The following is a 24,703-nucleotide window of genomic DNA, read 5'->3' as shown; positions in this document are numbered from 1 at the left end:
GCAGAACACAGCCGAAAAAAAAGGAGACACGCAGTGCAGCCATCCCCATCCGCGGTGCCGCGACTCGAATTGCGGCACGCGAGCAAATCCTTCGGCCGGGTGCGCGCGCTGTCCGACGGCGACCTCGTGCTGTGGCCCGGCGAGGTGCATGCGCTGCTCGGCGAGAACGGCGCGGGCAAATCGACAGTCGTGAAAATTCTCGCCGGCGTGCATCAGCCCGATGCCGGCGAATTGCTGGTGAACGGCGAGCCGCGCCGCTTCGCGACGCCCGCCGAAGCCCGTGACGCCGGACTCGCGGTCATCTATCAGGAGCCGACGTTGTTCTTCGATCTGTCGATCGCGGAGAACATCTTCATGGGCCGGCAGCCGGTCGATCGCTTCGGCCGCATCCAGTACGACGCGATGCATCGCGAAGTGGACGGACTGCTCGCGTCGCTCGGCGTCGAGCTGCGCGCGGATCAACTGGTGCGGGGTCTGTCGATCGCGGATCAGCAGGTGATCGAAATCGCCAAGGCGTTGTCGCTGAACGCGAGCGTGCTGATCATGGACGAGCCGACGGCCGCGCTGTCGCTGCCTGAAGTCGAGCGGCTCTTCGCGATCGTGCGCAAGCTGCGCGAACGGGACGTCGCGATTCTGTTCATCACGCACCGGCTCGACGAAGTGTTCGCGCTGACGCAGCGCGTAACGATCATGCGCGACGGCGCGAAAGTGTTCGACGCACTGACCGCCGATCTGAGCACCGACGCGATCGTCGCAAAGATGGTCGGCCGCGATCTGGAAACGTTCTATCCGAAGGCCGATTGCACGCCTGGTGAAGTGCGTCTGTCGGTGCGCGGCTTGACGCGCATCGGCGTGTTCAAGGACGTCTCGTTCGACGTGCGTGCGGGCGAGATCGTCGCGCTCGCGGGTCTGGTCGGCGCGGGGCGCAGCGAGGTCGCGCGCGCGATCTTCGGTATCGATCCGCTCGATGCTGGCGAAGTGTGGCTGTCCGGCAAGCGGCTCGACGCCGGCAAGCCCGCGGCCGCGGTGCGTGCCGGGCTCGCGCTGGTGCCGGAGGATCGTCGCCAGCAAGGCTTGGCGCTGGAACTGAGCATCGCGCGCAATGCTTCGATGACGGTGCTCGGCCGGCTCGTGCGGCATGGTCTCATTTCGACGCGCAGCGAAACGCAGCTCGCGAACAAGTGGGGCACGCGGCTGCGCCTGAAAGCCGGCGACCCGAATGCGCCGGTCGGCACGCTGTCGGGCGGCAACCAGCAGAAGGTCGTGCTCGGCAAATGGCTCGCGACCGGCCCGAAAGTGCTGATCATCGACGAACCGACACGCGGCATCGACGTCGGCGCAAAAGCCGAGGTCTACAGCGCGCTGGCCGAACTCGTACGCGACGGCATGGCCGTGCTGATGATTTCGAGCGAGTTGCCCGAGGTGCTCGGCATGGCCGATCGCGTGCTCGTGATGCACGAAGGCCGCATCAGCGCGGAGATCGCGCGCGCCGACGCGAACGAGGAGCGGATCATGGGCGCCGCGCTCGGTCAGGGACTCTCACCCTTGGGACGTGCAGCATGATGCGCCATTCGACCCATCCCGCGCCGGTCCAGCAAGCGCTGCCGAAACGTTCGGCCGCTTCGTCGGGCGGTCTCGTCGCGAGCATCGCGAAGAGCCGCGAAACCACGTTGTTCGTCGTGCTGATCCTGCTGATCGCGGGGACCGGGCTTGCGAAGCCGCAGTTCCTAAACATGCAGAATCTGCGCGACGTGCTGCTGAACGTGTCGATCATCGGTCTGCTGACGGCGGGCATGACCGTCGTGATCCTGATGCGGCATATCGATCTGTCGGTCGGCTCGACGGTGGGTGTCAGCGCGTATGCGGTAGGGAGTTTGTATGTTGCGTTCCCGCATATGCCGGTGTTCGTCGCACTGGCCGCGGGACTCGCGATCGGGCTCGTCGCGGGCGGCATCAATGCGCTGCTGGTCGCGGTGGGGCGCGTGCCTTCGCTCGTCGCGACGCTGTCGACGCTGTACATCTTTCGCGGTGCCGATTACGCGTGGGTGCACGGCGGCCAGATCAACGCGACCAGTCTGCCCGACGCGTACTCGCGGCTCGCGACCGGCACGCTGTTCGGCATCCCGACGCTCGCGCTGATTGCGGTCGTCGTGCTTGCCGGCCTGTCGGTGTATCTGAAGCAGTTTCGCGGCGGTCGCGAGCACTACGCGATCGGCTCGAATCCGGAGGCCGCGCGGCTCGCGGGCGTCAACGTCGAGCGTCGCGTGATGTCGGGCTTTTTGTTGTCCGGCGCGATTGCGGGCTTTGCGGGCGCGTTGTGGCTCGCGCGCTTCGGCACCGTCGATGCGAGCACCGCGAAGGGCATCGAATTGCAGGTCGTCGCGGCGGCGGTGGTCGGCAGCGTCGCGATCACGGGCGGCGTCGGCACGATCCTCGGCGCGACGCTCGGTGCGCTCGTGCTCGGCGTGATCAGCATCGCGCTGGTCGTGCTGCACGTGTCGCCGTTCTGGGAGCAGGCGATCCAGGGCGCGCTGATCGTCGCCGCGATCGCCGCCGATACGCTGCTGGCCCGCTCCGTCGCGAAACGCATGATGAGGAAACGCGATCATGACTAAACCCGATTCCGCGCTGCTGACGCGCAAGCGCGAAACGCCGCTGCAATGGGAAGTGTTGCTGGTGATCGTGCTGGTCGTGTCGCTGGTGTTGGGGCGCTGGCTGTCGCCGGTGTTTTTGACCGGTGCGAACCTGAGCAACGTGTTCGCCGATCTGACCGAGATCGCGCTAATGGCGCTGCCAATGACGCTGATCATCGTCGCGGCCGAAATCGATCTGTCGGTCGCGTCGGTGCTGGGCGCATCGAGCGCGTTGATGGGCGTGCTGTGGCACATGGGTCTGCCGATGCCGGTCGTGATCGTGCTGGTTCTGATCGCCGGCGCGTTGGCGGGTCTGCTGAACGGCCTCGTGATCGTCAAGCTGAACCTGCCGTCGCTCGCGGTCACGATCGGTACGCTCGCGCTGTTTCGCGGTCTCGCGTATGTGCTGCTCGGCGATCAGGCAGTCGCGGATTTTCCGGCCGCGTATACGGCGTTCGGCATGAACACGCTTGGGCCCACGTTCATTCCGTTGCCGTTCGTGATCGTGATCGTCGCGGCCGTGCTTTTCACCGTGCTTTTGCAAGCCACCGCGTTCGGCCGCAGCCTCTATGCGATCGGCGCGAATCCGACCGCCGCCGCGTTCTCCGGCATCGAGGTCGCGAAGATCCGCTTGCGTCTGTTCGTGATGTCGGGTCTCGTCAGCGCGCTCGCGGGCATCGTCTATACGCTGCGCTTCACCAGTGCGCGCGGCGATAACGGCGAGGGCTTCGAGCTATCGGTGATCGCGGCGGTGCTGTTCGGCGGCGTCAGCATCTTCGGCGGACGCGGCTCGATGGTCGGCGTGCTGTTGTCGCTGCTGATCATCGGCGTGCTTAAGAACGCGTTGACGCTCGACGACGTATCGAGCGAAACGCTGACCATCGTAACCGGCGTGCTGCTGCTCGCGTCGGTGCTGATTCCGAACCTCGTCGCGCGCTGGCGTGCGGCGCGCGACCGGCGTTTCATCGCGAAGTCCGCAGCAGCGTCTTCTTCATCCTAGTGGTCACCGTTCGTACGAAGCTCCCAAGGACCGATAACCCGGACCCCTCTCTCTGTCCAACAACAACGCAGGAGACACTTCATGTTCAAACCTCTACGTCACACCGGCATGGCCGCGCTATGCGCGGCGTTGCTCGCGATCAGCTGCGGCGGCGCGTTCGCCGCGGACCTGAAAAGCGGGCTGAAGATCGCGTTCGTGCCGAAGCAGATCAACAACCCGTATGAAGTGATCGCCGACGACGGCGGCCTCTCCGCGATCAAGGAGTTCGGCGGCGTGGGCAAGGCGGTGGGGCCGTCGGATGCGGGAGCATCGTCGCAGGTGTCGTACATCAATACGCTGATCACGCAGCACCAGGACGCGATCGTGATTGCCGCGAACGATGCGAACGCGGTCGTGCCGTATCTGAAGAAAGCGATGGGGCAGGGCATCAAGGTCGTTACGTTCGACTCCGATACCGCGCCCGAAGGCCGCCAGTTGTTCGTCAATCAGGCGAACGCGGAGGGCATCGGCCGCGGTCAGGTGCAACTGGTCGCGAAGCTGATGGGCGGCGAGGGCGAGTTCGCGATCCTGTCGGCGACGCCGAACGCGACCAACCAGAACACGTGGATCAAGTGGATGCAGGAGGAACTGAAGAAACCGGAGTACTCGAAGATCAAGCTCGTCAAGATCGCGTACGGCAACGACGACGATCAGAAGTCCTTCGTCGAAACCCAGGGGCTGCTGCAGGCGTATCCGAACCTGAAGGCGATCGTCGCGCCGACGACGGTCGGCATCGCGGCGGCGGCGCGCTATATCTCGTCGTCGTCGAGCAAGGGCAAGGTGGCGGTGACGGGCCTCGGCACGCCGAACCAGATGCGCGCGTTCGTGAAGAACGGCACCGTGACCGCATTCCAGCTGTGGGACCCGAGCGAGCTCGGCTATCTGGCCGCGTACGCGGCGGCGTCGCTCGCGTCGGGCAAGATTTCGGGTAAGGAGGGCGAATCGTTCGACGCCGGCAAGCTCGGCAAGCGCACGATCGGCGCACAAGGCGAAATCATTCTCGGACCGCCGACCACGTTCGATGCGAGCAATATCGACAAGTACAACTTTTGAGCTTCGGCGACGCCGACTGTCCACTTGACCGCCGTTGGCGGCGCGTGGGCAGTTAGCGCATCAGTACGAGCTTTCGCGTGCGGTCTGCTCAGCGGCGGATCGCGAAACGCTGCGCATACGCGGCGGGCGATGATCCGCTTCCCCACACCTCGCCATCGATCAATTCCCTTGTCACATCCTTGCCAGGCACCCGCACGTTCACGCGCGCGGCGGCTTCGCGATACAGCTGCGTCTGGTTGATGCGCTCGGCGATCGCTTCGTAATGGTCGCGCGCATCGATGATCCCCCAGCGCTCGAACTGCGTAAGGAACCATGCGCCTTCGATTGGATGCGGATAGTTGACCGCACCGTCGTCGAAGAAACGCATCGGCAGCCGGCGCGGGTGCGCCGTGTCGACCTCGTGACCAAGCCGCGTCGCGATCAGCGATTCGTCGATACCGATGTAATCGGGCCGCGCAAGCCAGCGCGCGATCTCGTCGCGATGCCCGGCGCCGTCGAGCCAGCGGCACGCTTCGAGCACGGTCTGCACGAGCGCGCGCGTCGTGCGCGGATGCGCGTCGATGAAATCGCGTCGGCAGGCGAGCACTTTCTCCGGATGCTCGGGCCACACCTCGCTGGTATAAGCGATGGTTCTGCCGACGCCGTGCGCCTCGGCCATCGCATTCCACGGCTCGCCGACGCACAGACCGTCGAGCCGGTCTTCGGCGAGCGCCGCGACCATTTGCGGCGGCGGAATCGCGACGCTGTCGATGTCGCGCAACGGATCGACGCCTTGCGCCGCGAGCCAGTAGTACAGCCACATCGCGTGCGTGCCGGTCGGGAAGGTGTGCGCGAACACCGGCTTGCGGCCGAGCGTCGCGAGCGCCTCGCGCAAAGTCCCGTGCTTCGCGAGCGCCTCGGCGAGCCGATTCGACAGCGTGATCGCCTGGCCGTTGCGGTTCAGCACCATCAGCACGGCCATGTCGGTGCGCGGTCCGCCGAGGCCGAGCTGCACGCCATACACGAGCCCGTAAAGCGCGTGTGCGGCGTCGAGATCGCCCGAGATCAGCTTGTCGCGCACGGCGGCCCACGACGGCTGGCGGCACAGTTCGAGCGTGAGTCCGTGCGCATGGCCGAACTCGAGCAGCTTCGCGGCGATCAGCGGCGCCGCGTCGGACAACGCGACGAAGCCCAGCCGCAGATGGGTCTTTTCAGGCGGCTCGGCAGAGGCCGCCGCGGTGACGGAAGTGGCTGGATTCATGAGCGCATCATTTGAGCGAGCCGGCCGACGCGACGACCTCGCGCGCGACCTCGGCGAGTTTGACGCCCTGGTTCATCGCGCGTTTGCGCAGACTCGCGTAGGCGGCCGGTTCGGTAAGTTTCTGCTGATCCATCAGCAGGCGTTTCGCGCGATCGATCAGCTTGCGCTCGGCCAGTTCGTTTTCGGCCTGCGCCAGCCGCTCGCGCAATTGCGACTCCTGCGCGAAACGCGCTAGCGCGACTTCGAGAATCGGCGCGAGCCGCTCGGTCGCGAGGCCTTCGACCAGATACGCGGTGACGCCCGCGTTGACCGCTTCGCGGATCAGTTGCTGGTTCGCGTCGTGGCTGAACATCAGCACGGGGCGCGGCGCGGTCGCGTGCATCACGGCGAGTTGTTCGAGCGTATCGCGCGACGGCGACTCCGTATCGATGATGATCACATCGGGCCGCTCGTCCTGCACCGCGCGATGCAGCGCCTGCGGCGTCGCGGTGCCGGCCAGCATTTCGCAGCCGAGACAGGCGAGCGCGTCGCGCAGATCGCCGATGGGTTTGTCGGTGTCGGTGACAAGGAGAACGCGCAGCATGGAGTCAGGGAAAGGACATCTGACTACCGGTGAAGCAATGGATATGCCAGCCACCGCGCTACGGGGATTGGCGACGTGTGTGAACAGCGTTGCGCGTAAATGGCGGGGGCCGATTGGGATTTTCTTGCGGGCGAGGGCTGCGAATCATCCGCGAACGAGATGTGCGGCCACGTCGGTCGCGCTGCACCGGCACGGGGCATGCGGGACAGCGGACGCCCGATGCACCGAAGCGGCGCATCGCGTACGAAACGGTCGAAGGCTCAAAGGTTCAAAGCCTCAAAGCCTCAAAGCCAGCGCGAATAACTGCGTGGAGAAAACAGCAAGGTCACCGCCATCATCGCGGCGATGCAGCCGCCGAGCATGATCCACGCGGCGGCGAACCCGCCGCTCCAGCCGCGCACGATGCCGGCGACGAGCGGCGTGACGGCCGCGACGATAAAGCCGACGCCCTGCGTGAACGCGACCAGCGGGCCGGCCACGCGATGATCGCTCGAATGATCCATCGCGGTCACGAACGTCAGCGAAAACACGCCGCCGAGCCCTGCGCCCGCGATGCCGACCCATAGCAGCGGCGCGGCGTCGGGCTGTGCGATCAGGCCCAGAACGCCAGCCAGTTGCGCCGATAGCCCGAGCAGCAACCACGGTCGGCGATCGCGGAACGACGCGGCGGCCAGCGGCAACAGCAACGCCGACGTGGCCTGGAAGACCGTCATCGCGGCGAGCAGCGAGCCGCTCGCTGAGACGCTCATGCCGCGCTGCTGATAGAACGCCGGCAGCCACGCGACCAGACTCGTATAACCGCCGTTGACGATGCCGAAGTACAGGCCGAGCGTCCACGCGCGCTGAGTGGTCCACGGCGAGAACGCCGGCGCGGGCGCGGCAGAGGTGCGCACGGCGATGTGGACCACGGCGTGCCGCCGCGTCAACAGCCACCAGCCCGTGAGCGCGACGCAGGCTGGCAGCGCCCACACCGCGAGCCCCGAATGCCAGGAATGCATCGCGCGGCTGACCCACGGACTCAGACTCGCGCCGAGGCCGCCGCCGCCCATGATCGACGCGGAGAACACGCCCATCGCGAGTGGCACGCGGGCGTGGAAACGCTGCTTGATGACGGCGGGCAGCAGCGCCTGAATCGCGGCGACGCCGGCGCCCGCGAGCAGCGCCGTCGAGAGCAGCGTGAAGCCGCTCGACGCCAGCCAGCGCGCCGCGCATGCGAGCGCGATCGCGACGAGACCGAGCGCGACTCCGCGCGTTTCGCCGACGCCGCGCGTCAACGCCGCCGCGCCGAATGCGCCGACGCCCATCGCGACGACCGGCAGGCTGGTCAGCAATGACGCGCCGTAGAAGCTCAAGCCGGTCGCGTCGCGAATCGTCGTCATCAACGGGCTGATCGAGGTCAGCAATGGCCGCAGATTGATGCCGATCACGACGATCGCGCCGAGCCACGCGAGGTCGTGCCATGTGAGCGCGACGCGGGCGCGGTTTGCGGAGGTACTGTGGGGAGTAGCGCAGGTGGGCAAATTCATGGCGAGCCTGAGAGCCGGACTGCGGAAAACGTTGCAGTCTCCGTTTTGGTCAACCATAGTAACCAAATATGGTTAACCATTTGCGCGAATGTCCGGTATAAGCGGCGGCGTAGCCAGGCAGATTGGCGTCGTGCGCGGGGCATCGCTAGAATGCTGCGGCGTTGTTCCGTTGTTTGTTTTCCACCGTCCACGGTCACTGAAATCATGGCTGCGCGTTCCCCGCGTTCTTCCTCCGCCGAATCCGCTTCATCCGCTTCATCCGCGAGCGGCGACGCCTCGCCGAGCGTCGAAGAGCGCATTTATGCGTCGATTACCTCGGCCCTGCTGCAGGGGCGTTTGCGGCCCGGTGCGCAACTGGTCGAGCGCGATCTCGCGGCCGCGTTCGGCTGCACGCGCGGCGCGCTGCGCAAGGTGCTCGCGCGGCTAGGCTTCGAGGGCAAGCTCGTGCTCGAGGCGAATCGCGGCGCGTTCGTGCCGTCGCCGTCGGAGGAGGACATTCGCCAGGTGTATCGGGCGCGGCAGATCGTCGAGGCGGGCATCGTCGCATCGCTTTGCGGTGCGCTGAGCGCCGCGCATAAACGGCGCTTGCGCGCGCATGTTCGCAGCGAGGAAAAGGCGCTGCGCGCGGGCGCCATCGATGAATCCGTGCGCCTCGCCGGCCAGTTTCACGTGCTGCTGACGGAGCTGGCGGGCGGCACCGAGTTGCTTGGGCTGGTAGGGCAACTGGTCGCGAAGACCGAGCTGTACAAGGCGCTGTTCGATCCGTCGAAGGGTTCGAGTTGTTCCGCCGATGAGCATGCGCGGATCATCGACGCACTCGATGCCGGCGACCTGCAAGCCGCGTTGACGGCAATGCGCGAGCATCTGTCGGAGCTGGAGGAGCGGGTGGTCGAGCAGGTGCGCAAAAGCGCGGATGGGGAGGATCTGGGGGCCGTGTTCGGAGTTTAGCGAGACGCTGCGACGTGCGTGGGTCGCCGAAGCGGCGCGCCGCCAGATTCCAGTCAAGACGCCGCGCGTTCGTTCGAGCAGAACGCGGAGCCGAAGGTGGGGCGCGAGTCTGTAGAGCCTCGCGCTGACTCTCGAGGTTCGGGCGGGCTGCCCGCGTCACCTGCAATGGCATCGCAGGTACGCAGGGCGGCGCCGTCACCACTGCTTATCTACGCCGCGCACCCTGCGACGCCGGTCGTGGCGCACCGCCGCCGCTCGGGCGTTCGTCCTTGTGGCGGAAATTGATCCGCCCCTTGGTCAGGTCGTAGACCGACATTTCGAGCGTCACGCGATCGCCCGCGAGAATACGGATATGGTTCTTGCGCATGCGTCCGGACGCATAAGCGCCGACCACGACGCCGTTGTCGAGCGTCACGCGGTAGCGGCTATCCGGAAGCACTTCGTCGACGATACCGTCAAGTTCAATCAGTTCTTCTTTCGCCATGCATCACTCCTGGTCGATGGGACAAAGGGGAAATCGGCCGCAGGCATTGCGAGCGGCGCGACTGTGGATTCGTTGAAAAAGCAGCGGCGCCCGAACGCACGCTGCGCGACATGAGTGACGCGCCGATGACGCCGCTCAAAGATCGGTGACCGACTGACCGCTCACCTGGCCGTCGATCAGCCGTTCCGCATGCGCCATGCACGCGATGCGTGCCTTGCCCATGCCGTCGAACGGAAACAGATACTGCAGACGGAACACCCGGCCGTCGGCCGCCGGATTGGCACCGACGCGGCAGATGCGCACCGATGCGTCGTAACCGGCGCCAGGATTGCGCGTCGCTTGCGCGCCCGGCGGGCGGCGCGGATAAACGAGCGGGTGAATTTCGTAACCCTTGTAGGTCTTGACTGCTGAATTCATGAAAACGTGTCCTGTATTGCGTGGTCCGCGCGCCGCGTGCGGGGCGCTGCTTCCGGCAACGTCTGCTCGAGGCGTCGCGACGCGGACCGGCGGCGCAGCACCCGATGGGCGCGCCGCGATGAAAATGGTTGGCACAGGCCTGCTAGACCCGGCGGGCTCAATGACAATGGCTCGAGCGGTCGCGCGAAAACGCGGATTCGACCGAAAACGCTGAAGCGGCGCGCCAATTCGTGCGCCGGACGCATGATGCGGAACGACCGCTCGGTGTACTTCTCGCGGCGGCGAATGCGGACGGCGCATTGCCGGAGTGACGGGATCGCCGATAAGGGGCGGTCGAACTGTCGGGGGTGGTGCGGAGATGCCGGGTTGAGACTGCCTGGTGCTGCCAGTGCTATATGGGTGCGAGGTGCAACTATTGCAATATGATGCCTGAAATAGGGCTGATTGGATAGTGCAAACTTCAGTGCACGGCCGGAACGCCCGCCTGGCGGGGCTTTGCGGGCGTCAGCGCGACGTCTCGGCGACGCGCTTCTGCAATTCGCGCGCGGCCGCCAGCGGCAAGCGCGCATCGTCCCACCCGGCCAGCCATTCGACTTCCTTCGCCGTGAAGACCTGACCATAGTTGCGCAGTGCGTACTGCAGCGAATCGATGACGTGATTGCGAATGATCTCAGGCGTACGCGTGTCGTCGAGCACGGCGCGAAGCGCTTCGAGTGTGGCCATCGGTCGGCTCCGTTCGGTTGGATGTCGGTGGTTCAGCGTTTATCGCACGAAAAAAATGCGCTCGCGAGGTGGACAAAATTGCCGTCCGGCGGCGATTCGCGGCGCCAGCGCGAGGCCGCTACAATGGCGGCTTCCTGAATGGCGGACCGAGCGTGCGCGCCGAAGCCTGCTGCTGGCATCTGGCATCTGGCATCGTCGGCATTCGCGATCGCGCGCCGCCTCCTTCGAACCTCGCGTTTTTTCCTTGCGCAACCCGAACGTGTCTCCTGTCAAAGACCTGCTGTTAAAGCGCTACGCGCCGATTGCCGACGGCATCGCCGCGCTGCTCTATCCATGCGCCGAAGTGGTGATTCACGATCTGCGCGATCAGACCATCGCGTATCTGGCGAACAATCTGTCGCGGCTCGAGGTGGGCGCGCCGTCGGTGCTCGACGACGCGCACTTCGCGGCGCGCGGCCAGACCATCGGTCCCTACGAGAAACTGAACTGGGACGGGCGCCGCATGCGCTGCGTGAGCAACATCCTGCTCGACGACGATGGCAAGCCCGCCGGCATCCTATGCGTGAACTTCAACATCGCGGTGTTCGAAGACGTGCGCTCGACGCTCGATCTGTTCATCAAGGGCGGCACGATGACGGACGCGCCCGGCGACGATCTGTTCCGCGACGACTGGCAGGACCGCATCAACACGTATCTGCACACGTGGTTGCGCGACCGGCAGATCGGCATCAATGCGCTGACGCGCGAGCACAAGCGTGAAATCGTCGAAGCGCTGCACGCGCAGGGCGCGTTTCGTGGCCGCAGCTCGGCGAACTACGTGGCCGCGGTGCTGACGATGGGTCGCGCGACCGTCTACAAGATCCTGAAACACATGAAAGAGGGCGGCTGAGCTCAGGCGCGCGGTGCTTGAAAATGCTTCGATGACGCCCAAAATAAGGACATACGCGATGCGCTACCGACACTACAAAGGCGGCCTTTACGAACTGGTCTGCGAGGCCACGCTCGAATCGGATCCGACGGTCACGATGATCGTCTACAAGGCGGCCAATGGTACGATCTGGACCCGTCCAGCGACGGTGTTTTTCGAGCTGGTCGAGCAGGACGGCGTCAAGGTGCCGCGCTTCGCGCCGCTCGATGAGTTCAACAACGAAGCAAATGCGTCCCGCTCGGACTAACGCATGCTGCCTTAACGACAGGAAAAGGAAAACCGAATGCGTCTTTTGCTTGCCATCATTCTGCCGTGGTTGCAGTTTTTCACGATCGGCCGTCCGTTTGCGGGCATCATCTGCCTGATTCTGCAAATCACGGTGATCGGCTGGGTGCCGGCGGCCATCTGGTCGGTGTATGCGCTGAGCCAGTACAACACGGACAAGAAAATCGCCCGCGCGATGGGCAATGGGCGGTAACACGCGGCGTCTGAAGCGTCGGCGAGTGTGGGCGCATCGCGCTCACGCTCGCGCCATCATTCACCCCACCGGTATCACGACCGCATCCGGCACTTCGATCACCACGTCGGTTTCCGCGATCGCCACGCACGGCAGGATATAACCGTCCGCCCCTTCCTCACGGCTCACACCGGGCCATTCAATCGAATAGCGCACACGCCCGGACGTCATCCGGCACAAGCAGGTGCGGCACGTGCCGTTGCGGCACGAACGCGGCAAACGCAGATTCGCGAAAGCGGCGGCTTCGAGAATCGTCAGCGAATCGGGCGCTTCGAAGCTCTGGCCGAGCGGTTCGACGCGAACTACAGGCGGGCGGGTGGGGGCGGACATCGTCAGTTTGGTTACCTTGTGCGCGACACTTTACACGGGATCGGACGCCGCTTGATATTGCGCTGCAACATAGGCAAATCAGTCGTGTTGTCAAGAAAAAATCGGGGAAATCTTGCACCTGGCCCGAACTCGTCTAAAGTGAATCAAATCACCTCCGCGTGGCGCGAACTGACTATGCCGCGTTGAGATGACGGCCCGCGTCGACTGCATTGGACAAGGAGGAACGAGCGGCTGGCGCGATAGCGAGCAATCAGCGCGTGCATTACCCGAGCGCATCGTACGCGCACTCTTCCAGGTGACTCCCATGCAGATCCAATTTCCGAACGAAGCCCCTGAATATTCAGGTCGCGAACTTACCTTGGCGTTTCCGGCAATGGTCGATGGGCAGAGGGTGGAGTGCATGATCACCGCGGAAGCGCTCGAGGATCACTTCGGCGCCGCGTCCCCCCGGCAGGAGGACATGATCGTTGCGTTCGACACGCACCGGCCGCGCATCGAGGCCGCCACGCGCCGGCTGTTGTCGGAAACGCGCGCGCAGTGTCTCGTGCTCAGAAGCGGCTACGTGCGTTTTTATGAGGCGAACTGGCGTAACTGACTGCACGCGGCCAACCCCATCGCTTTCAAATGATCCGCCGCAGCGCCCGATCCTTGAACACCACATGGTGCGCGATGGCCGCGAGCGCATGCAGTCCGATCATCCAATAGAACACGTTGCCAAGCCACTCGTGTGCGTCCTTCAACAGCGGCCGCGCGATCGAATCCGCACGCACCAGCGTGAAGCTGATGTCCGTCCACGCGAGCGACACCGGCCGCCCGCCCGCGTTGACCATCAGGATACCGAGCAGCGGCTGCGCGAAGATGAACACATAGAGCGCGAGGTGCGCGGAGCGCGCGACAAAAGCGAGCAGCCGGTTGTTTTCGAGTTCCTCGGGCGCGCCGGCCCACAGTCTCCAAAGCAGCCGCAGCACGGCCAGCACGAGCACCAGCGTGCCCGCCCAGAAATGCACGCCGGTCCAGAACTCGCGGCCGTCGGAGCCGCGCGGTCCGCGGATCTCGATGGCCAGATAGGCCAGCGCGACCAGCAGAAAAATCATCCAGTGGAAGAAAATCGCGGGCCTCGTGTAGCGGTCCGTCGTGCGGTTATATGAGGACATGGCGGCTCCTGGGGGCGACCCGATCTATCGCGACCCGATCGATCGTCGTTCGAAACATCGGATGATAAACGTTCGCCCAACCCGACGACACTTTCGACCACGCAACCGAACCGCGCGACATCCTCACTCGCTGCCGAGATAGAAATACCGGAACAGGAAAATCGCCGCGATGATCCACACGACCAGCTTCACCTGGCGCGCCTGGCCCGTCAGCAGCTTGAGCGCCGCGTACGAGATGAAGCCGAACGCGACGCCGTTCGCGATCGAGTAGGTGAACGGCATCAGCAGCGCGGTCAGCGCGGCCGGCACGACTTCGGTCGCGTCGTCCCACGGCAGGTCGACCAGTTCGCGCAGCATCAGGCACGACACGTACAGCAGCGCGGGCGCGGTCGCATACGGCGGCACCACTTCGGCGAGCGGCGCGAAAAACAGCGCCGCGACGAACAACAAGGCGACCGTGATCGCGGTCGCGCCGGTACGGCCGCCGGCCTGCACGCCCGACGCGCTTTCGATATACGCGGTCGTCGACGACGTGCCGAGCATCGAGCCGGCGAGAATCGCGGTGCTGTCGGCGAGCAGCGCGCGATTCAGCCGATGCATCTTGCCTTCGACGAGCAGCCCCGCGCGGTTCGCGACGCCCATCAGCGTGCCGGTCGCATCGAACAGCTCGACGAGGAAGAACACCAGTACCACGTTCAGAATGCCGCTCGACAGCGCGGTGCGGATATCGAGCTGGAACAGCGTCGGCGCGATCGACGGCGGCATCGACAAGACGCCGTGAAACTGGTTGCCGCCAAAGAAAAAGCTCAGGATCGTCACGCCGACGATACCGATCAGGATCGCCCCGCGCACGCGCAGATGATCGAGCGTGACGATGCCGAAGAAGCCGATCGCCGCGAGTACGACGTGTGCGTCGTGCAGATTGCCGAGCGTGACGAGCGTGGCCGGATTGCCGACCACGACGCCGGCCGACTTCAGCGAAATGATCGCGAGAAAGAGGCCGATACCGCCGGTGATCGCGATCCGGATCGAATGCGGGATGCCCTTGACGATCACCTCGCGCACGCGGAACAGCGTAACGATCAGGAACAGGCAGCCGGAGATGAACACCGCGCCAAGCGCGGCCTCCCACGTGTAGCCCAGGCCCTTGACGACCGTGTACGCGAAGTACGCGTTCAGGCCCATGCCGGGCGCGAGCGCGATCGGGTAGTTCGCGTACAGGCCCATGATCAGCGACGCGAGCGCGGACACGATGCAGGTCGCGACGAACACCGCGCTCTTCGGCATGCCGGCGTCGCCGAGAATCGCCGGGTTCACGAAGATGATGTAGGCCATCGTCAGGAAGGTGGTCACGCCGGCCAGCACTTCGGTGCGCAGGTTGGTGTCGACGGCGTCGAAGCCGAAGTAGCGTTTGATCGAGTCCATGTGGCGGGTTTTCTCTTTCGTCGTTCGGAAAGTGTTTTTGTGATTGAGGCAGTCGCCGCGTAGCCCGGCAAAACGGGGCGCGCGGCGATGTTACGGCGGAATTGTAAACACCAACGGCGGCGCCTCGTCGCTTGCGGCTGCGCCGGCAGCCTTCTCGGGCCCGTCAGGCGGGCGGTTTGCCGGGCGACTGTGGCGCCGGCACATCACCGCGCGGCGCATGACGCGCGAGCCAGCGATCGAGTTCGCCAGCAAACGTCTTGCCATCCCGCGCGCTGAAGGCGGACGGACCGCCCGTGTCGACGCCGCTCGCGCGCAACTGGTCGAGCATCGAGCGCATGCGCAGCCGTTCTTCGATCGTGCCGGGCGTGAACCAGTTGCCGCGCGGATCGAGCGCGTGGGCATTTTTTGCCAGCACGGCGGCGGCGAGCGGGATGTCGCCGGTGATCACGAGGTCGCCCGCGGCGACGCGCTCGACAATCAGCTGATCGGCGGCGTCGAAGCCGGCCGGCACCTGGATCGCGCGGATCAGCGGCGACGGCGGCACGCGCAGGAACGCGTTGGCGACCAGCGTCAGCGGCATGCCGGTGCGGCGCGCCGCGCGATAAAGCATGTCCTTGACGACGGCCGGGCAGGCGTCGGCATCGACCCAGATTGGCATGGTGCGGATTCCGGCTAGGTGCGGCTGGTTTGCTGCGTGGGGTTGGAGGGACGGGATGATACCTTGCCGCGACGCAAAGGGTTTCCCTGCCGCCCGCGGCGGGCGGCATTCAGGCTGCGGGTGCGGCAGCGACTGCTTTTACTGCACTGTCGTCGGTTCGAGGCCTTGCCGCTCTGCGCGGCGTTGCGCGACGATCCGGCCGGCTTCCTGCGCGTTCTCCGGATAGTTGACCCAGTCGTTCGGATCGTAGCCGGCGGCAAGCCATTCGATGAGTTCGGCGCGGACCTGGGCGCGCGTTTTCGGCGCCGACGGGTCGTTGGGCTGCATCACCGCTTGTGCGTAGGCGGTGCTGATACTCACGGCGGCAACCAGCGCGCCGAGTCCAATGCGGGAGAACAGATTCATGACGGGCTCCTGCGGAGCGGAAAAACAGCCGGGCCTGGTCGTTTTTCGGTGCGCGCCGGGTGAGGCGGAAAAAAGCAGCGCACCATTTCTGCCGGCGGATCGAACCCGCCGCGAGCCGAGTTCCCCACGGAGCGCAAGCAACGCGGAAGCGGGCGGGTTTGGCTAAAACTTCAAAATTTCGGCGCTAGTCAATGCCAAATGGGCGTCCTGACAAAATCTCGTCCTATCACGTCGAAGGCTTGTTGAACCGTTCCATCACCGCGCTCACCAGGTCGACCGGCAGCGGAAACACGATCGTCGAGTTCTTGTCGGCGGCGATCGTCGTCAGCGTCTGCAGATAGCGCAGCTGCATCGCCTGCGGCTGGCGCGCCAGCGTCTGCGCTGCTTCGAGCAGTTGCCTCGACGCCTGCAACTCGCCTTCCGCGTGAATCACCTTGGCGCGCCGTTCGCGCTCGGCCTCAGCCTGACGCGCGATCGCGCGGATCATCGTTTCGTTGATATCGACGTGCTTGATCTCGACGATCGACACCTTGATGCCCCACGCATCGGTTTGCGCGTCGAGCACCTTCTGGATGTCGGTGTTCAGCTGCTCGCGCTCGGACAGCAGCTGGTCGAGGTCGTGCTTGCCGAGCACCGCGCGCAGGGTCGTTTGCGCCAGCTGGCTGGTCGCCTCGAAGTAGCGCGCGACCTGGATCACCGCCTTCTCCGGATCGACGACGCGAAAATACACGACCGCGTTCACCTTTACCGACACGTTGTCGCGCGTGATCACGTCCTGCGTCGGCACGTCGAACACGACGGTGCGCAGATCCATCCGCACCGCCTGCTGCACGATCGGAATGATCAGCACCAGTCCGGGCCCCTTGACCTTCCAGAAGCGGCCGAGCATGAACACGACGCCGCGCTCGTACTCGCGAAAAATCCGCACCGACGACGCGATCAGCACGGCCACGAGCAGGATCAGGATGCTGCCGAAACCGAATGTGAAGCCGATCATGAGGGTTCTCCTTGTCCTTGTATTGGGGCGGCCGGTTTGACGGGCACCACGGTCAGCGTGAGGCCGTTGCGCGCCGTGACGCGCACGCTCTGCCCCGGCGCGGCCGGCGTCGTGCTCGACACGCGCCAGCGCTCGCCGTGTACGCGCGCCCAGCCGCCTAGCGGGCCGCTGGCCGAGTGTTCGGGTTCGGGCAGCAAACCGCCGTCCAGCACCACGCCGACGCAGCCGATCAGCGCCTCCGAGCCCGTCACGACCGGCCGGCGCCGCGCGCGCAGCGCGAGCCGCGACACGCCGAGCACGAACGCGACGCTGAACACGACGACCGCGGCGATCAGCGGCAGCGGGATGCCGTAGCCGGGCACATCGGTATCCATCAGCATCATTGCGCCGACCACGAACGCGACCACGCCGCCGAAACCGAGCGAGCCGAAGGTCGGCAGGAACGCTTCGCCGATCAGAAAGGCGATGCCGAGAAAGATCAGCCCGAGGCCGACATAGCTGACGGGCAGCATCTGCATCGCGAACAGGCCGAGCAACAGGCTGATCGCGCCGACCACGCCGGGCAGCACGAAGCCCGGATTGGCGAATTCGAAGAACAGGCCGTACATGCCGAGCATCAGCAGAATCAGCGCGACGCTCGGATCGGTGATCACGGCGAGGAAGCGGCTGCGCCAGTCGGGTTCGAGAGTGATCAGCGGCGCATGCGCGGTCTGCAGCGTGACGCTGCCGGCGCTCGTGACGACTGTGCGGCCGTTCAGCTGGCGCAGCAGGTCGGGCACGTCGCGCGCGACGATATCGACGACGTGCTGCGCGAGCGCTTCTTCATCGGACAGGCTGACCGCTTCGCGGACCGCGCGCTCGGCCCAGTCGGCGTTGCGCCCGCGCATCTGCGCGAGGCCGCGGATGTAGGCGGCGGCATCGTGGACCTGCTTGCGCAGTTCGGTCGATTGGGTGTCGAGCGGCAGCGCGCTGGCGGCTTCGGATGATGCGCCGGGTGCCGCAGGCGCGGACGCGGACCCGGAAGCGCCGCCGGGCAGCGTGCGCATATCCGGCAGTCCCGGCGTGCCTGGAGTGCCCTGCGTTCCCGGTGTTCCAGGTGTGCCCGGCATTCCCGGCGGGCCGCCGCCACCGGGTGGCTCGTTGCCGCCGATGCCCATCTGGATCGGCGTCGCGGCGCCGAGGTTGGTGCCCGGCGCCATCGCCGCGATATGGCTCGCGTAGACGATGTAGGTGCCGGCGCTGGCGGCGCGCGCGCCACTCGGCGCGATGAAGGTCGCGACCGGTACCGGGGAGGCGAGGATCGCCTTGATGATCTGCCGCATCGACGTGTCGAGTCCGCCGGGCGTATCGAGTTGCAGCACCGCGAGCTGCGCGTGCTGGCTCTCCGCGCGCTGTAAACCCCGCACGATGAAATCGGCGGTGGCCGGCCCGATCGCGCCGTTCACCGGAATCACCTCGACGCTGTTCGAGGTCACGGCGCCGACGTTGGCCGGTGTCGCCGCATTGGCCGCTTGCAGCGGCGCCAGCGCTCCGCACGTCGCGAAGCCGAGCGCGCACAGCACGCCGAGCACGGCGATGCCGCGCATCAAACGGCCCGCGATGCCGCCGTGGATAAGCTGCATGCGCGGACCGGACTGCCGGAGCGGGAGACGCGGAGTCGTGTTCATCGCTGACGGCCGTCGCGCCAGCCGGTGGGAACCGGCGGCGCGGGCCCATACCTCGATCAAGGCTGGCCGGTTGCCGCTTAAAGATTAGTCCGATTCGGCGCGAAGCGTGAGATCGAGCCCCGTGGCCCGGGCCGGCCGATAGTCGGTCGGGCGCATGCCGGTCCATTTGCGGAACGCGCGATGAAACGCGCTCGGCTCGGCGAAGCCGACGGCGTTCGCAATATCGGCGATCGTGCGCTGTGTGCGCTGCAGTTCGGCAATCGCGATGTCGCGCCGCAGCGCGTCCTTGATCGACTGATACGTGTGGCCCTCCTGCTTCAGATGCCGCCGCATCGTCGCCTCGGCGACGTGCAGGCGCGCGGCCATCTGATCGGCCGCGGGCCAGCCGGACATCGGCAGCGCGCGCAGCGTCTTGCGCACGCGCGCGGCGAGCGAACCGGGATTGCGGTACTTGACGATGAAGCTGCCCGGCGCGTCGCGCAGAAACGGGCGCGCCGAGCGCGAAGTCTGGATCACCGGCAGTTCAAGAAATGCGGGGTCGAGATCGACGTACGACTCGGGCTCGTCGAAATGCATGTCTTCGCAGAACATCAGCCGGTATTCGTGCGCGGCCGGCGGCGCGGCGCAGCGAAAGCGCGCTTCGAGCAACGGAATGCGCCGGCCGACGAGCCAGCAGACGAGTCCGTACACGAGGATGAAATACGTCGCGTAAGCGAACATTGCCGGCTTGCGCGCGCCCGCGCGTTCGACGAACTTCAGGCGCACGCGCTCGGCCTCGGTGTCGATCGTCGCGCCGAGGTCGTCGAGCACCAGCCGCATGAAGCCGACCGCGCGCGCGAGCGCCTGCGCGCCGTTGCGCGCGCCGAGCGCCATCTGCGTCATCGCGATGAAGCTGCCGCTTTTCATCGGATGCGAGTCCTGGCCGAAGAACTCGTCGTCGAGCGCGCGCGCGATGCCGGCCCACAGCGCGCCGTATTGCGCCGATGACACGCGGCTTTTCGGCGACGCGAGCATCGGCGCGGCGATGCCGGCCGCCTCGGCGAACGCTCGCGCATCGAGCCCGCGCGCCGTTGCGAGCGCGAGCGTTTCCTCGACGAGACTGACGGAGATCGTGCCTTTGTCGCTTTTCATCGGAATTCGGTTTATCTGGCAAAAGCGCTCAGCATCGGTGGGCACGTGGTTCGTGAACCCCTGAAATGACGAGGCCCCATGCACGCGCATGGTAGCAGTATGGCAAAAGCGCTCAGCAAATGTGAGCGGAGCGAGCATCGAGTGGCGCGAGCCGCTTGCCTACACTTGCCGCATCACCGAGATCGCCAGCACGGCCGTCAGCACCCACGAGGACGCAGTCATGGACAGCTTCTACACCGACGAACAACGGATGATCCGCGACGCCGCGCGCGACTTCGCGACCGACTGTCTCGCGCCGCATGCGGCGCAATGGGATCGCGACGCGCAACTGCCGGCCGAGGTCGTCGCGCAGATGGGCGAACTCGGTTTTCTGGGCATGATGGTGCCGGCCGAGTGGGGCGGCTCCTACACCGACTACGTTGCCTACGCGCTCGCGCTCGAAGAGATCGCAGCCGGCTGCGCGGCCTGCGCGACGCTGATGAGCGTGCACAACTCGGTCGGCTGCGCGCCGATCCTGAACTTCGGCAGCGCCGCGCAGAAGGACCGCTATTTGCGGGACCTCGCCACTGGCCGCACGATCGGCGCGTTCTGCCTGACCGAGCCGCAGGCGGGCTCCGAAGCGAACAATCTGCGCACCCGCGCGCAGCTGCACGACGGGCAGTGGATTCTGAACGGCAGCAAGCAGTTCGTGACCAACGGCGCGCGCGCCGGGCTCGCAATCGTGTTCGCGGTCACCGATCCCGAGCGCGGCAAGCGCGGCCTGTCGGCCTTCATCGTGCCGACCACGACGCCGGGCTTCGACGTCGGCCGGCCGGAGCACAAGCTCGGCATTCGCGCGTCCGACACCTGTCCGATCTCGCTCGATCACTGCGCGGTGCCCGAGGCCAACCTGCTCGGCGAACCGGGCGAGGGTCTGCGCATCGCGCTGTCGAATCTCGAAGGGGGGCGCATCGGCATCGCCGCGCAGGCGGTCGGCATCGCGCGCGCCGCGTTCGATGCCGCGCGCCGCTACGCGAGCGAGCGCGAACAGTTCGGCAAGCCGCTGAAGGACCATCAGACCATCGCCAACATGCTCGCCGACATGGCGACGCGCCTGAACGCCGCGCGCCTGCTCGTGCATCACGCGGCGCGGCTGCGCTCGGCGGGGCGGCCGTGTCTGTCGGAGGCGTCGCAGGCGAAGCTGTTCGCGTCGGAGCTGGCCGAGGAGATCTGCTCGAACGCGATCCAGATTCATGGCGGCTACGGCTATCTGGAGGACTATGCGGTGGAGCGCCACTATCGCGATGCGCGCATCACGCAGATTTACGAAGGGACGAGCGAGGTGCAGCGGATGGTGATCGCGCGCCATGTTTGAGGGCGGCGTTTGAGCGCACAATAGCCTGGCCGTGGATGCTCGCTTAGCCCACCACGGTGAAAAAAACCGAGCGCGCCCCGCGCCAACCTGGAGACGACGATGACAGCAGCGAAAGCCTTTCTCGAAGCGCGCGATCTGCTAGTGCGCCATCGCACCGACTACGAGCGCGCGTACCGCGAATTCACGTGGCCGGCGCTCGGCGAGTTCAATTGGGCGCTCGACTACTTCGACGCGATTGCGCGCGACAACGACAACCCCGCGCTGTGGATCGTCGACGATCCTTCCAGCGGCGGCCTGCGCCTGTCGTACGCGCAGATGTCGGAGCGCTCGTCGCGGATGGCGAACTTTCTGCGCGGCGCGGGCGTCGGTCGAGGCGACCGTGTGCTGCTGATGCTGCCGAACCGCGTCGAGCTATGGGACGTGATGCTCGCCGCGATGAAGCTCGGCGCGATCGTGCTGCCCGCCACCACGCAGCTATCCGCCGACGACGTGCGCGACCGCGTGCAGATCGGCGGCGCGAAGTTCGCCGTGGTCGACAGCGCGGAGCTGGGCAAATTCGATGCGCTAGACGTGCCGCTCACGCGCTTCTCGGTCGGCGCGCCGCGGGACGGCTGGATCGATGTCGCCGCCGCGTACGAGGCGGCGCCGGAATTCACGCCGGACGGCGTCACCCACGCGAGCGATCCGATGCTGCTGTACTTCACGTCCGGCACCACGTCGAAGCCGAAGCTCGTCGAGCATACGCACCAGAGCTATCCGGTCGGGCATCTGTCGACGATGTACTGGATCGGCCTGCAACCCGGCGACATCCATTGGAACATCAGCTCGCCGGGCTGGGCCAAGCACGCGTGGAGCTGCTTCTTCGCGCCGTGGAACGCGCAGGCCTGCGTGTTCGTGTTCAACGTCCCGCGCTTCGTGCCGAAAGACACACTCGCCGCGCTGGTGCGCTTCAATGTGACCACGCTGTGCGCGCCGCCGACCGTCTGGCGCATGCTCGTGCAGGAGCCGCTCGGCGACTATCCGGTGAAGCTGCGCGAGATCGTCGGCGCGGGCGAGCCGCTGAATCCGGAGGTCATCGAGCGCGTCAAGCACGCGTGGGACATCACGATCCGCGATGGCTACGGCCAGACCGAGACGACCTGCCAGATCGGCAATTCGCCGGGCCAGCCGGTCGTGGCCGGCTCGATGGGGCGTCCGCTGCCGGGCTACCGCGTCGAACTGCTCGATGCCGACGACCAACCCGTGACCGAAGGCGAAATCGCGCTGCCGCTCGCCGAACGGCCGCTCGGCCTGATGACCGGCTACGCGAACAATGCGAACGCGACCGCGCAGGCGATGCGCAACGGCTTCTATCGCACGTCGGATGTCGCGCTGCGTCGCGACGACGGCTACTACGTGTACGTCGGCCGCTCGGACGATGTGTTCAAGTCGTCCGACTATCGGCTGAGTCCGTTCGAACTCGAAAGCGTGCTGATCGAACACGAAGCGATCGGCGAGGCGGCCGTCGTGCCGAGCGCGGACGCGTTGCGCCTGTCGGTGCCGAAGGCGTTCGTCACCGTGCGTCAGGGCTATGAGGCCGGTCCCGAACTCGCGCGCGCGGTGTTCGCGTTCTCGCGCGAAAAACTCGCGCCATACAAGCGGATTCGTCGTCTGCAATTCAGCGAACTGCCGAAGACGATCTCCGGCAAGATCCGCCGCGTCGAGTTACGGCGCCGCGAAATGGAGCGCGCGGCCGAGCCTGCACGTCTGCCCGACGAGTACTGGGAAGAGGATTTCCCCGACTTGCGTTGACTGTCTTCATTCCTCGCCATTGCTGGTTTTGCCGCCCCGGTTTGAATCGCACGCGTCGAATTCGAGCTTCGGATTCAACGCGTCGGGGCCCCGTTTTTTCCTTTCTATCGCTGTCCGGCCGCCGCGCGGCCATCGCACAGGAGTTTCAGCATGAGCACCCTTGCTTCGAACGAGACCAGCCGCGACGTCGCCGGCGCCGTGGCCACCGTCAAACTGCTGATCGACGGCGAGTTCGTCGAATCGAAGACGACCGAGTGGCGCGACATCGTGAACCCGGCCACCCAGGCGGTCCTCGCGCGCGTGCCGTTCGCGACCGTCGCCGAAGTCGACGCGGCGGTGCGCAGCGCGCACGCCGCGTTCAAAACGTGGAAGGACGCGCCGATTGGCGCGCGCATGCGCATCATGCTGAAGTACCAGGCGCTGATTCGCGAGCATATGCCGCGCATCGCGAGGACGCTGTCAGCGGAGCAGGGCAAGACGATTCCCGATGCGGAGGGCGACATCTTCCGCGGTCTGGAAGTCGTCGAGCACGCGTGTTCTATCGGCACGTTGCAGCAGGGTGAATTCGCCGAGAACGTCGCTGGTGGCGTGGACACCTACACGCTGCGTCAGCCGCTCGGCGTCTGTGTCGGCATCACGCCGTTCAATTTCCCCGCGATGATCCCGCTGTGGATGTTCCCGATGGCCCTCGTGTGCGGCAATACCTTCGTGCTGAAGCCATCCGAGCAGGACCCGCTATCGACGATGCAGCTCGTCGAACTCGCGCTCGAAGCCGGCGTGCCGAAGGGCGTGCTGAACGTCGTGCACGGCGGCAAGGACGTGGTCGATGCGCTCTGCACGCATGAACTGGTAAAGGCGATTTCGTTCGTCGGCTCGACGGCGGTCGGCACGCACGTGTATCGCCTTGGCAGCGAACACGGCAAACGCGTGCAAGCGATGATGGGCGCGAAGAACCACGCGGTCGTGCTTCCCGACGCGAACCGCGAACAGACGCTGAACGCGCTCGCGGGCGCCGCGTTCGGCGCGGCCGGTCAGCGTTGCATGGCGACTTCGGTGGCGGTGCTGGTCGGCGCCGCGCGCGAGTGGCTGCCCGAGCTCGTCGCGAAGGCGAAGACGCTGAAGGTCAACGCGGGGCACGAGCCGGGCACTGATGTCGGGCCGGTCGTGTCGCGCGCGGCGAAGCAACGCATTCTCGGTCTGATCGACGCGGGCGTGAAGGAGGGCGCGACACTCGCGCTCGACGGCCGGGATGTGAACGTGCAGGGCTATGAGCAGGGTAACTTCATCGGCCCGACGGTATTCAACGACGTCACGACCGAGATGGAAATCTACCGCACCGAAATCTTCGGACCGGTGCTCGCGGTGGTCAACGTTGCGACGCTCGACGACGCGATCGCGCTCGTCAACGCGAACCCGTTCGGCAACGGCGTGGGCCTGTTTACGCAAAGCGGCGCGGCGGCGCGCAAGTTCCAGAGCGAGATCGATATCGGCCAGGTCGGCATCAACATTCCGATTCCGGTGCCGGTGCCGTTTTTCAGCTTCACCGGCTCGCGCGGCTCGAAACTCGGCGATCTCGGTCCGTACGGCAAGCAGGTCGTGCAGTTCTACACGCAGACGAAGACGGTCACCGCGCGCTGGTTCGACGACGACACCGTCAGCGACGGCGTCAACACGACGATCCGCCTGCGTTGAACGCATTG

At 65.9% G+C, this 24,703-nt stretch carries 26 protein-coding genes; 12 read left to right on the top strand and 14 right to left on the bottom strand.

The window, feature by feature from the left end; genetic code table 11:
- Positions 1 to 33: 33 nt before the first annotated feature.
- From AB3X95_RS22105 to rhaS, 4 genes are all read left to right on the top strand, one after another.
- Positions 34 to 1,563 carry a sugar ABC transporter ATP-binding protein gene (locus AB3X95_RS22105; RefSeq protein WP_368596074.1) on the top strand — a complete coding sequence of 510 codons (1,530 nt, stop codon included), beginning with the start codon at positions 34 to 36 and terminating at the stop codon, positions 1,561 to 1,563.
- Positions 1,560 to 2,615 carry an ABC transporter permease gene (locus tag AB3X95_RS22100; protein ID WP_176123925.1) on the top strand — a complete coding sequence of 352 codons (1,056 nt, stop codon included), beginning with the start codon at positions 1,560 to 1,562 and terminating at the stop codon, positions 2,613 to 2,615. Before AB3X95_RS22105 ends, AB3X95_RS22100 begins: the two co-directional genes overlap by 4 nt.
- The gene (locus AB3X95_RS22095) at positions 2,608 to 3,633 is read left to right on the top strand and encodes an ABC transporter permease (protein WP_176123924.1); all 1,026 of its coding nucleotides are present in this window, start codon (positions 2,608 to 2,610) and stop codon (positions 3,631 to 3,633) included. Before AB3X95_RS22100 ends, AB3X95_RS22095 begins: the two co-directional genes overlap by 8 nt.
- Positions 3,634 to 3,714: 81 nt before the next feature.
- Complete coding sequence (rhaS, locus tag AB3X95_RS22090; protein ID WP_176123923.1) at positions 3,715 to 4,725, top strand: rhamnose ABC transporter substrate-binding protein; 1,011 nt, start codon at positions 3,715 to 3,717, stop codon at positions 4,723 to 4,725.
- An 88-nt stretch (positions 4,726 to 4,813) separates the two neighbouring features.
- Here rhaS and AB3X95_RS22085 read toward each other — a convergent pair whose 3' ends face one another.
- The 3 genes from AB3X95_RS22085 to AB3X95_RS22075 all read right to left on the bottom strand — a co-directional run bounded on the left by AB3X95_RS22085 (position 4,814) and on the right by AB3X95_RS22075 (position 8,074).
- Complete coding sequence (locus AB3X95_RS22085) at positions 4,814 to 5,965, bottom strand: CmpA/NrtA family ABC transporter substrate-binding protein (protein ID WP_368622541.1); 1,152 nt, start codon at positions 5,963 to 5,965, stop codon at positions 4,814 to 4,816.
- A 7-nt stretch (positions 5,966 to 5,972) separates the two neighbouring features.
- Positions 5,973 to 6,548, bottom strand: coding sequence for an ANTAR domain-containing response regulator (locus tag AB3X95_RS22080; protein ID WP_176106212.1), 576 nt, complete (start codon positions 6,546 to 6,548; stop codon positions 5,973 to 5,975).
- A 284-nt stretch (positions 6,549 to 6,832) separates the two neighbouring features.
- Complete coding sequence (locus AB3X95_RS22075; protein ID WP_368622540.1) at positions 6,833 to 8,074, bottom strand: cyanate transporter; 1,242 nt, start codon at positions 8,072 to 8,074, stop codon at positions 6,833 to 6,835.
- A 204-nt stretch (positions 8,075 to 8,278) separates the two neighbouring features.
- Here AB3X95_RS22075 and AB3X95_RS22070 point away from each other — a divergent pair, with 204 nt between their 5' ends.
- On the top strand, positions 8,279 to 9,022 hold the full coding sequence (locus AB3X95_RS22070; protein WP_176123920.1) for a GntR family transcriptional regulator: 744 nt from the start codon (positions 8,279 to 8,281) through the stop codon (positions 9,020 to 9,022).
- Positions 9,023 to 9,227: 205 nt separating this feature from the next.
- Here the strand turns inward: AB3X95_RS22070 and infA are convergent, their stop codons facing one another.
- From infA to AB3X95_RS22055, 3 genes are all read right to left on the bottom strand, one after another.
- The gene (gene infA / locus AB3X95_RS22065) at positions 9,228 to 9,506 is read right to left on the bottom strand and encodes a translation initiation factor IF-1 (protein WP_008924062.1); all 279 of its coding nucleotides are present in this window, start codon (positions 9,504 to 9,506) and stop codon (positions 9,228 to 9,230) included.
- Positions 9,507 to 9,641: 135 nt separating this feature from the next.
- Positions 9,642 to 9,923, bottom strand: coding sequence for a hypothetical protein (locus AB3X95_RS22060; RefSeq protein WP_176123919.1), 282 nt, complete (start codon positions 9,921 to 9,923; stop codon positions 9,642 to 9,644).
- A gap of 504 nt (positions 9,924 to 10,427) precedes the next feature.
- Positions 10,428 to 10,646 (bottom strand): hypothetical protein, encoded by a 219-nt coding sequence (locus AB3X95_RS22055; protein ID WP_176106207.1) that lies wholly within the window; start codon positions 10,644 to 10,646, stop codon positions 10,428 to 10,430.
- A 244-nt stretch (positions 10,647 to 10,890) separates the two neighbouring features.
- On the opposite strand from AB3X95_RS22055, the gene AB3X95_RS22050 reads away from it, so the two are divergent.
- Genes AB3X95_RS22050 through AB3X95_RS22040 form a run of 3 tightly spaced genes read left to right on the top strand, consistent with a single transcriptional unit; the run spans position 10,891 to position 12,052 of the window.
- On the top strand, positions 10,891 to 11,535 hold the full coding sequence (locus AB3X95_RS22050) for a transcriptional regulator (RefSeq protein WP_176123918.1): 645 nt from the start codon (positions 10,891 to 10,893) through the stop codon (positions 11,533 to 11,535).
- 58 nt (positions 11,536 to 11,593) lie between these two features.
- On the top strand, positions 11,594 to 11,821 hold the full coding sequence (locus AB3X95_RS22045) for a DUF1653 domain-containing protein (protein WP_176123917.1): 228 nt from the start codon (positions 11,594 to 11,596) through the stop codon (positions 11,819 to 11,821).
- A gap of 36 nt (positions 11,822 to 11,857) precedes the next feature.
- On the top strand, positions 11,858 to 12,052 hold the full coding sequence (locus AB3X95_RS22040) for a YqaE/Pmp3 family membrane protein (protein WP_013092013.1): 195 nt from the start codon (positions 11,858 to 11,860) through the stop codon (positions 12,050 to 12,052).
- A 60-nt stretch (positions 12,053 to 12,112) separates the two neighbouring features.
- Here the strand turns inward: AB3X95_RS22040 and AB3X95_RS22035 are convergent, their stop codons facing one another.
- The gene (locus tag AB3X95_RS22035; RefSeq protein WP_176367187.1) at positions 12,113 to 12,421 is read right to left on the bottom strand and encodes a 2Fe-2S iron-sulfur cluster-binding protein; all 309 of its coding nucleotides are present in this window, start codon (positions 12,419 to 12,421) and stop codon (positions 12,113 to 12,115) included.
- A 304-nt stretch (positions 12,422 to 12,725) separates the two neighbouring features.
- On the opposite strand from AB3X95_RS22035, the gene AB3X95_RS22030 reads away from it, so the two are divergent.
- Positions 12,726 to 13,016, top strand: coding sequence for a DUF1488 domain-containing protein (locus AB3X95_RS22030; protein ID WP_013092011.1), 291 nt, complete (start codon positions 12,726 to 12,728; stop codon positions 13,014 to 13,016).
- A gap of 25 nt (positions 13,017 to 13,041) precedes the next feature.
- Here the strand turns inward: AB3X95_RS22030 and AB3X95_RS22025 are convergent, their stop codons facing one another.
- The 7 genes from AB3X95_RS22025 to AB3X95_RS21995 form a co-directional block, all read right to left on the bottom strand.
- Positions 13,042 to 13,575, bottom strand: a complete 534-nt coding sequence (locus AB3X95_RS22025; protein WP_368622539.1) for a cytochrome b — start codon at positions 13,573 to 13,575, stop codon at positions 13,042 to 13,044.
- Between the two features lie 123 nt (positions 13,576 to 13,698).
- Positions 13,699 to 15,000: an NCS2 family permease gene (locus AB3X95_RS22020; RefSeq protein WP_176106203.1), complete on the bottom strand. Its 1,302-nt coding sequence runs from the start codon at positions 14,998 to 15,000 to the stop codon at positions 13,699 to 13,701.
- Positions 15,001 to 15,163: 163 nt separating this feature from the next.
- On the bottom strand, positions 15,164 to 15,658 hold the full coding sequence (locus AB3X95_RS22015) for a YaiI/YqxD family protein (RefSeq protein WP_368622538.1): 495 nt from the start codon (positions 15,656 to 15,658) through the stop codon (positions 15,164 to 15,166).
- A gap of 138 nt (positions 15,659 to 15,796) precedes the next feature.
- Positions 15,797 to 16,063 (bottom strand): DUF4148 domain-containing protein, encoded by a 267-nt coding sequence (locus tag AB3X95_RS22010; RefSeq protein WP_176123914.1) that lies wholly within the window; start codon positions 16,061 to 16,063, stop codon positions 15,797 to 15,799.
- Between the two features lie 226 nt (positions 16,064 to 16,289).
- Positions 16,290 to 17,060 (bottom strand): slipin family protein, encoded by a 771-nt coding sequence (locus AB3X95_RS22005; RefSeq protein WP_176123913.1) that lies wholly within the window; start codon positions 17,058 to 17,060, stop codon positions 16,290 to 16,292.
- Entirely contained in the window at positions 17,057 to 18,727 is a 1,671-nt protein-coding gene (locus AB3X95_RS22000) for a nodulation protein NfeD (protein ID WP_368622537.1), read from the bottom strand. Before AB3X95_RS22000 ends, AB3X95_RS22005 begins: the two co-directional genes overlap by 4 nt.
- Before the next feature lie 84 nt (positions 18,728 to 18,811).
- Positions 18,812 to 19,858, bottom strand: coding sequence for an AraC family transcriptional regulator ligand-binding domain-containing protein (locus AB3X95_RS21995; RefSeq protein ID WP_368622536.1), 1,047 nt, complete (start codon positions 19,856 to 19,858; stop codon positions 18,812 to 18,814).
- 220 nt (positions 19,859 to 20,078) lie between these two features.
- Between AB3X95_RS21995 and AB3X95_RS21990 the strand changes: the two genes are divergently transcribed.
- The 3 genes from AB3X95_RS21990 to AB3X95_RS21980 all read left to right on the top strand — a co-directional run bounded on the left by AB3X95_RS21990 (position 20,079) and on the right by AB3X95_RS21980 (position 24,695).
- Positions 20,079 to 21,212 (top strand): acyl-CoA dehydrogenase family protein, encoded by a 1,134-nt coding sequence (locus tag AB3X95_RS21990; protein WP_176367190.1) that lies wholly within the window; start codon positions 20,079 to 20,081, stop codon positions 21,210 to 21,212.
- Between the two features lie 99 nt (positions 21,213 to 21,311).
- Positions 21,312 to 23,003, top strand: coding sequence for an AMP-binding protein (locus tag AB3X95_RS21985; RefSeq protein ID WP_368622535.1), 1,692 nt, complete (start codon positions 21,312 to 21,314; stop codon positions 23,001 to 23,003).
- Between the two features lie 150 nt (positions 23,004 to 23,153).
- A complete protein-coding gene (locus AB3X95_RS21980) occupies positions 23,154 to 24,695 on the top strand; it encodes a CoA-acylating methylmalonate-semialdehyde dehydrogenase (protein WP_368622534.1) in 1,542 nt (513 codons plus the stop codon).
- The last annotated feature ends 8 nt before the right edge of the window (positions 24,696 to 24,703 follow it).

Origin of the sequence: Paraburkholderia sp. BR13444 (assembly GCF_040948755.1) — a bacterium.
GTDB classification, from domain to species: Bacteria; Pseudomonadota; Gammaproteobacteria; order Burkholderiales; family Burkholderiaceae; genus Paraburkholderia; species Paraburkholderia youngii.
The sequence above is the reverse complement of the archived record's forward strand: the minus strand, read 5'-3'. Positions and strand labels throughout refer to the sequence as shown.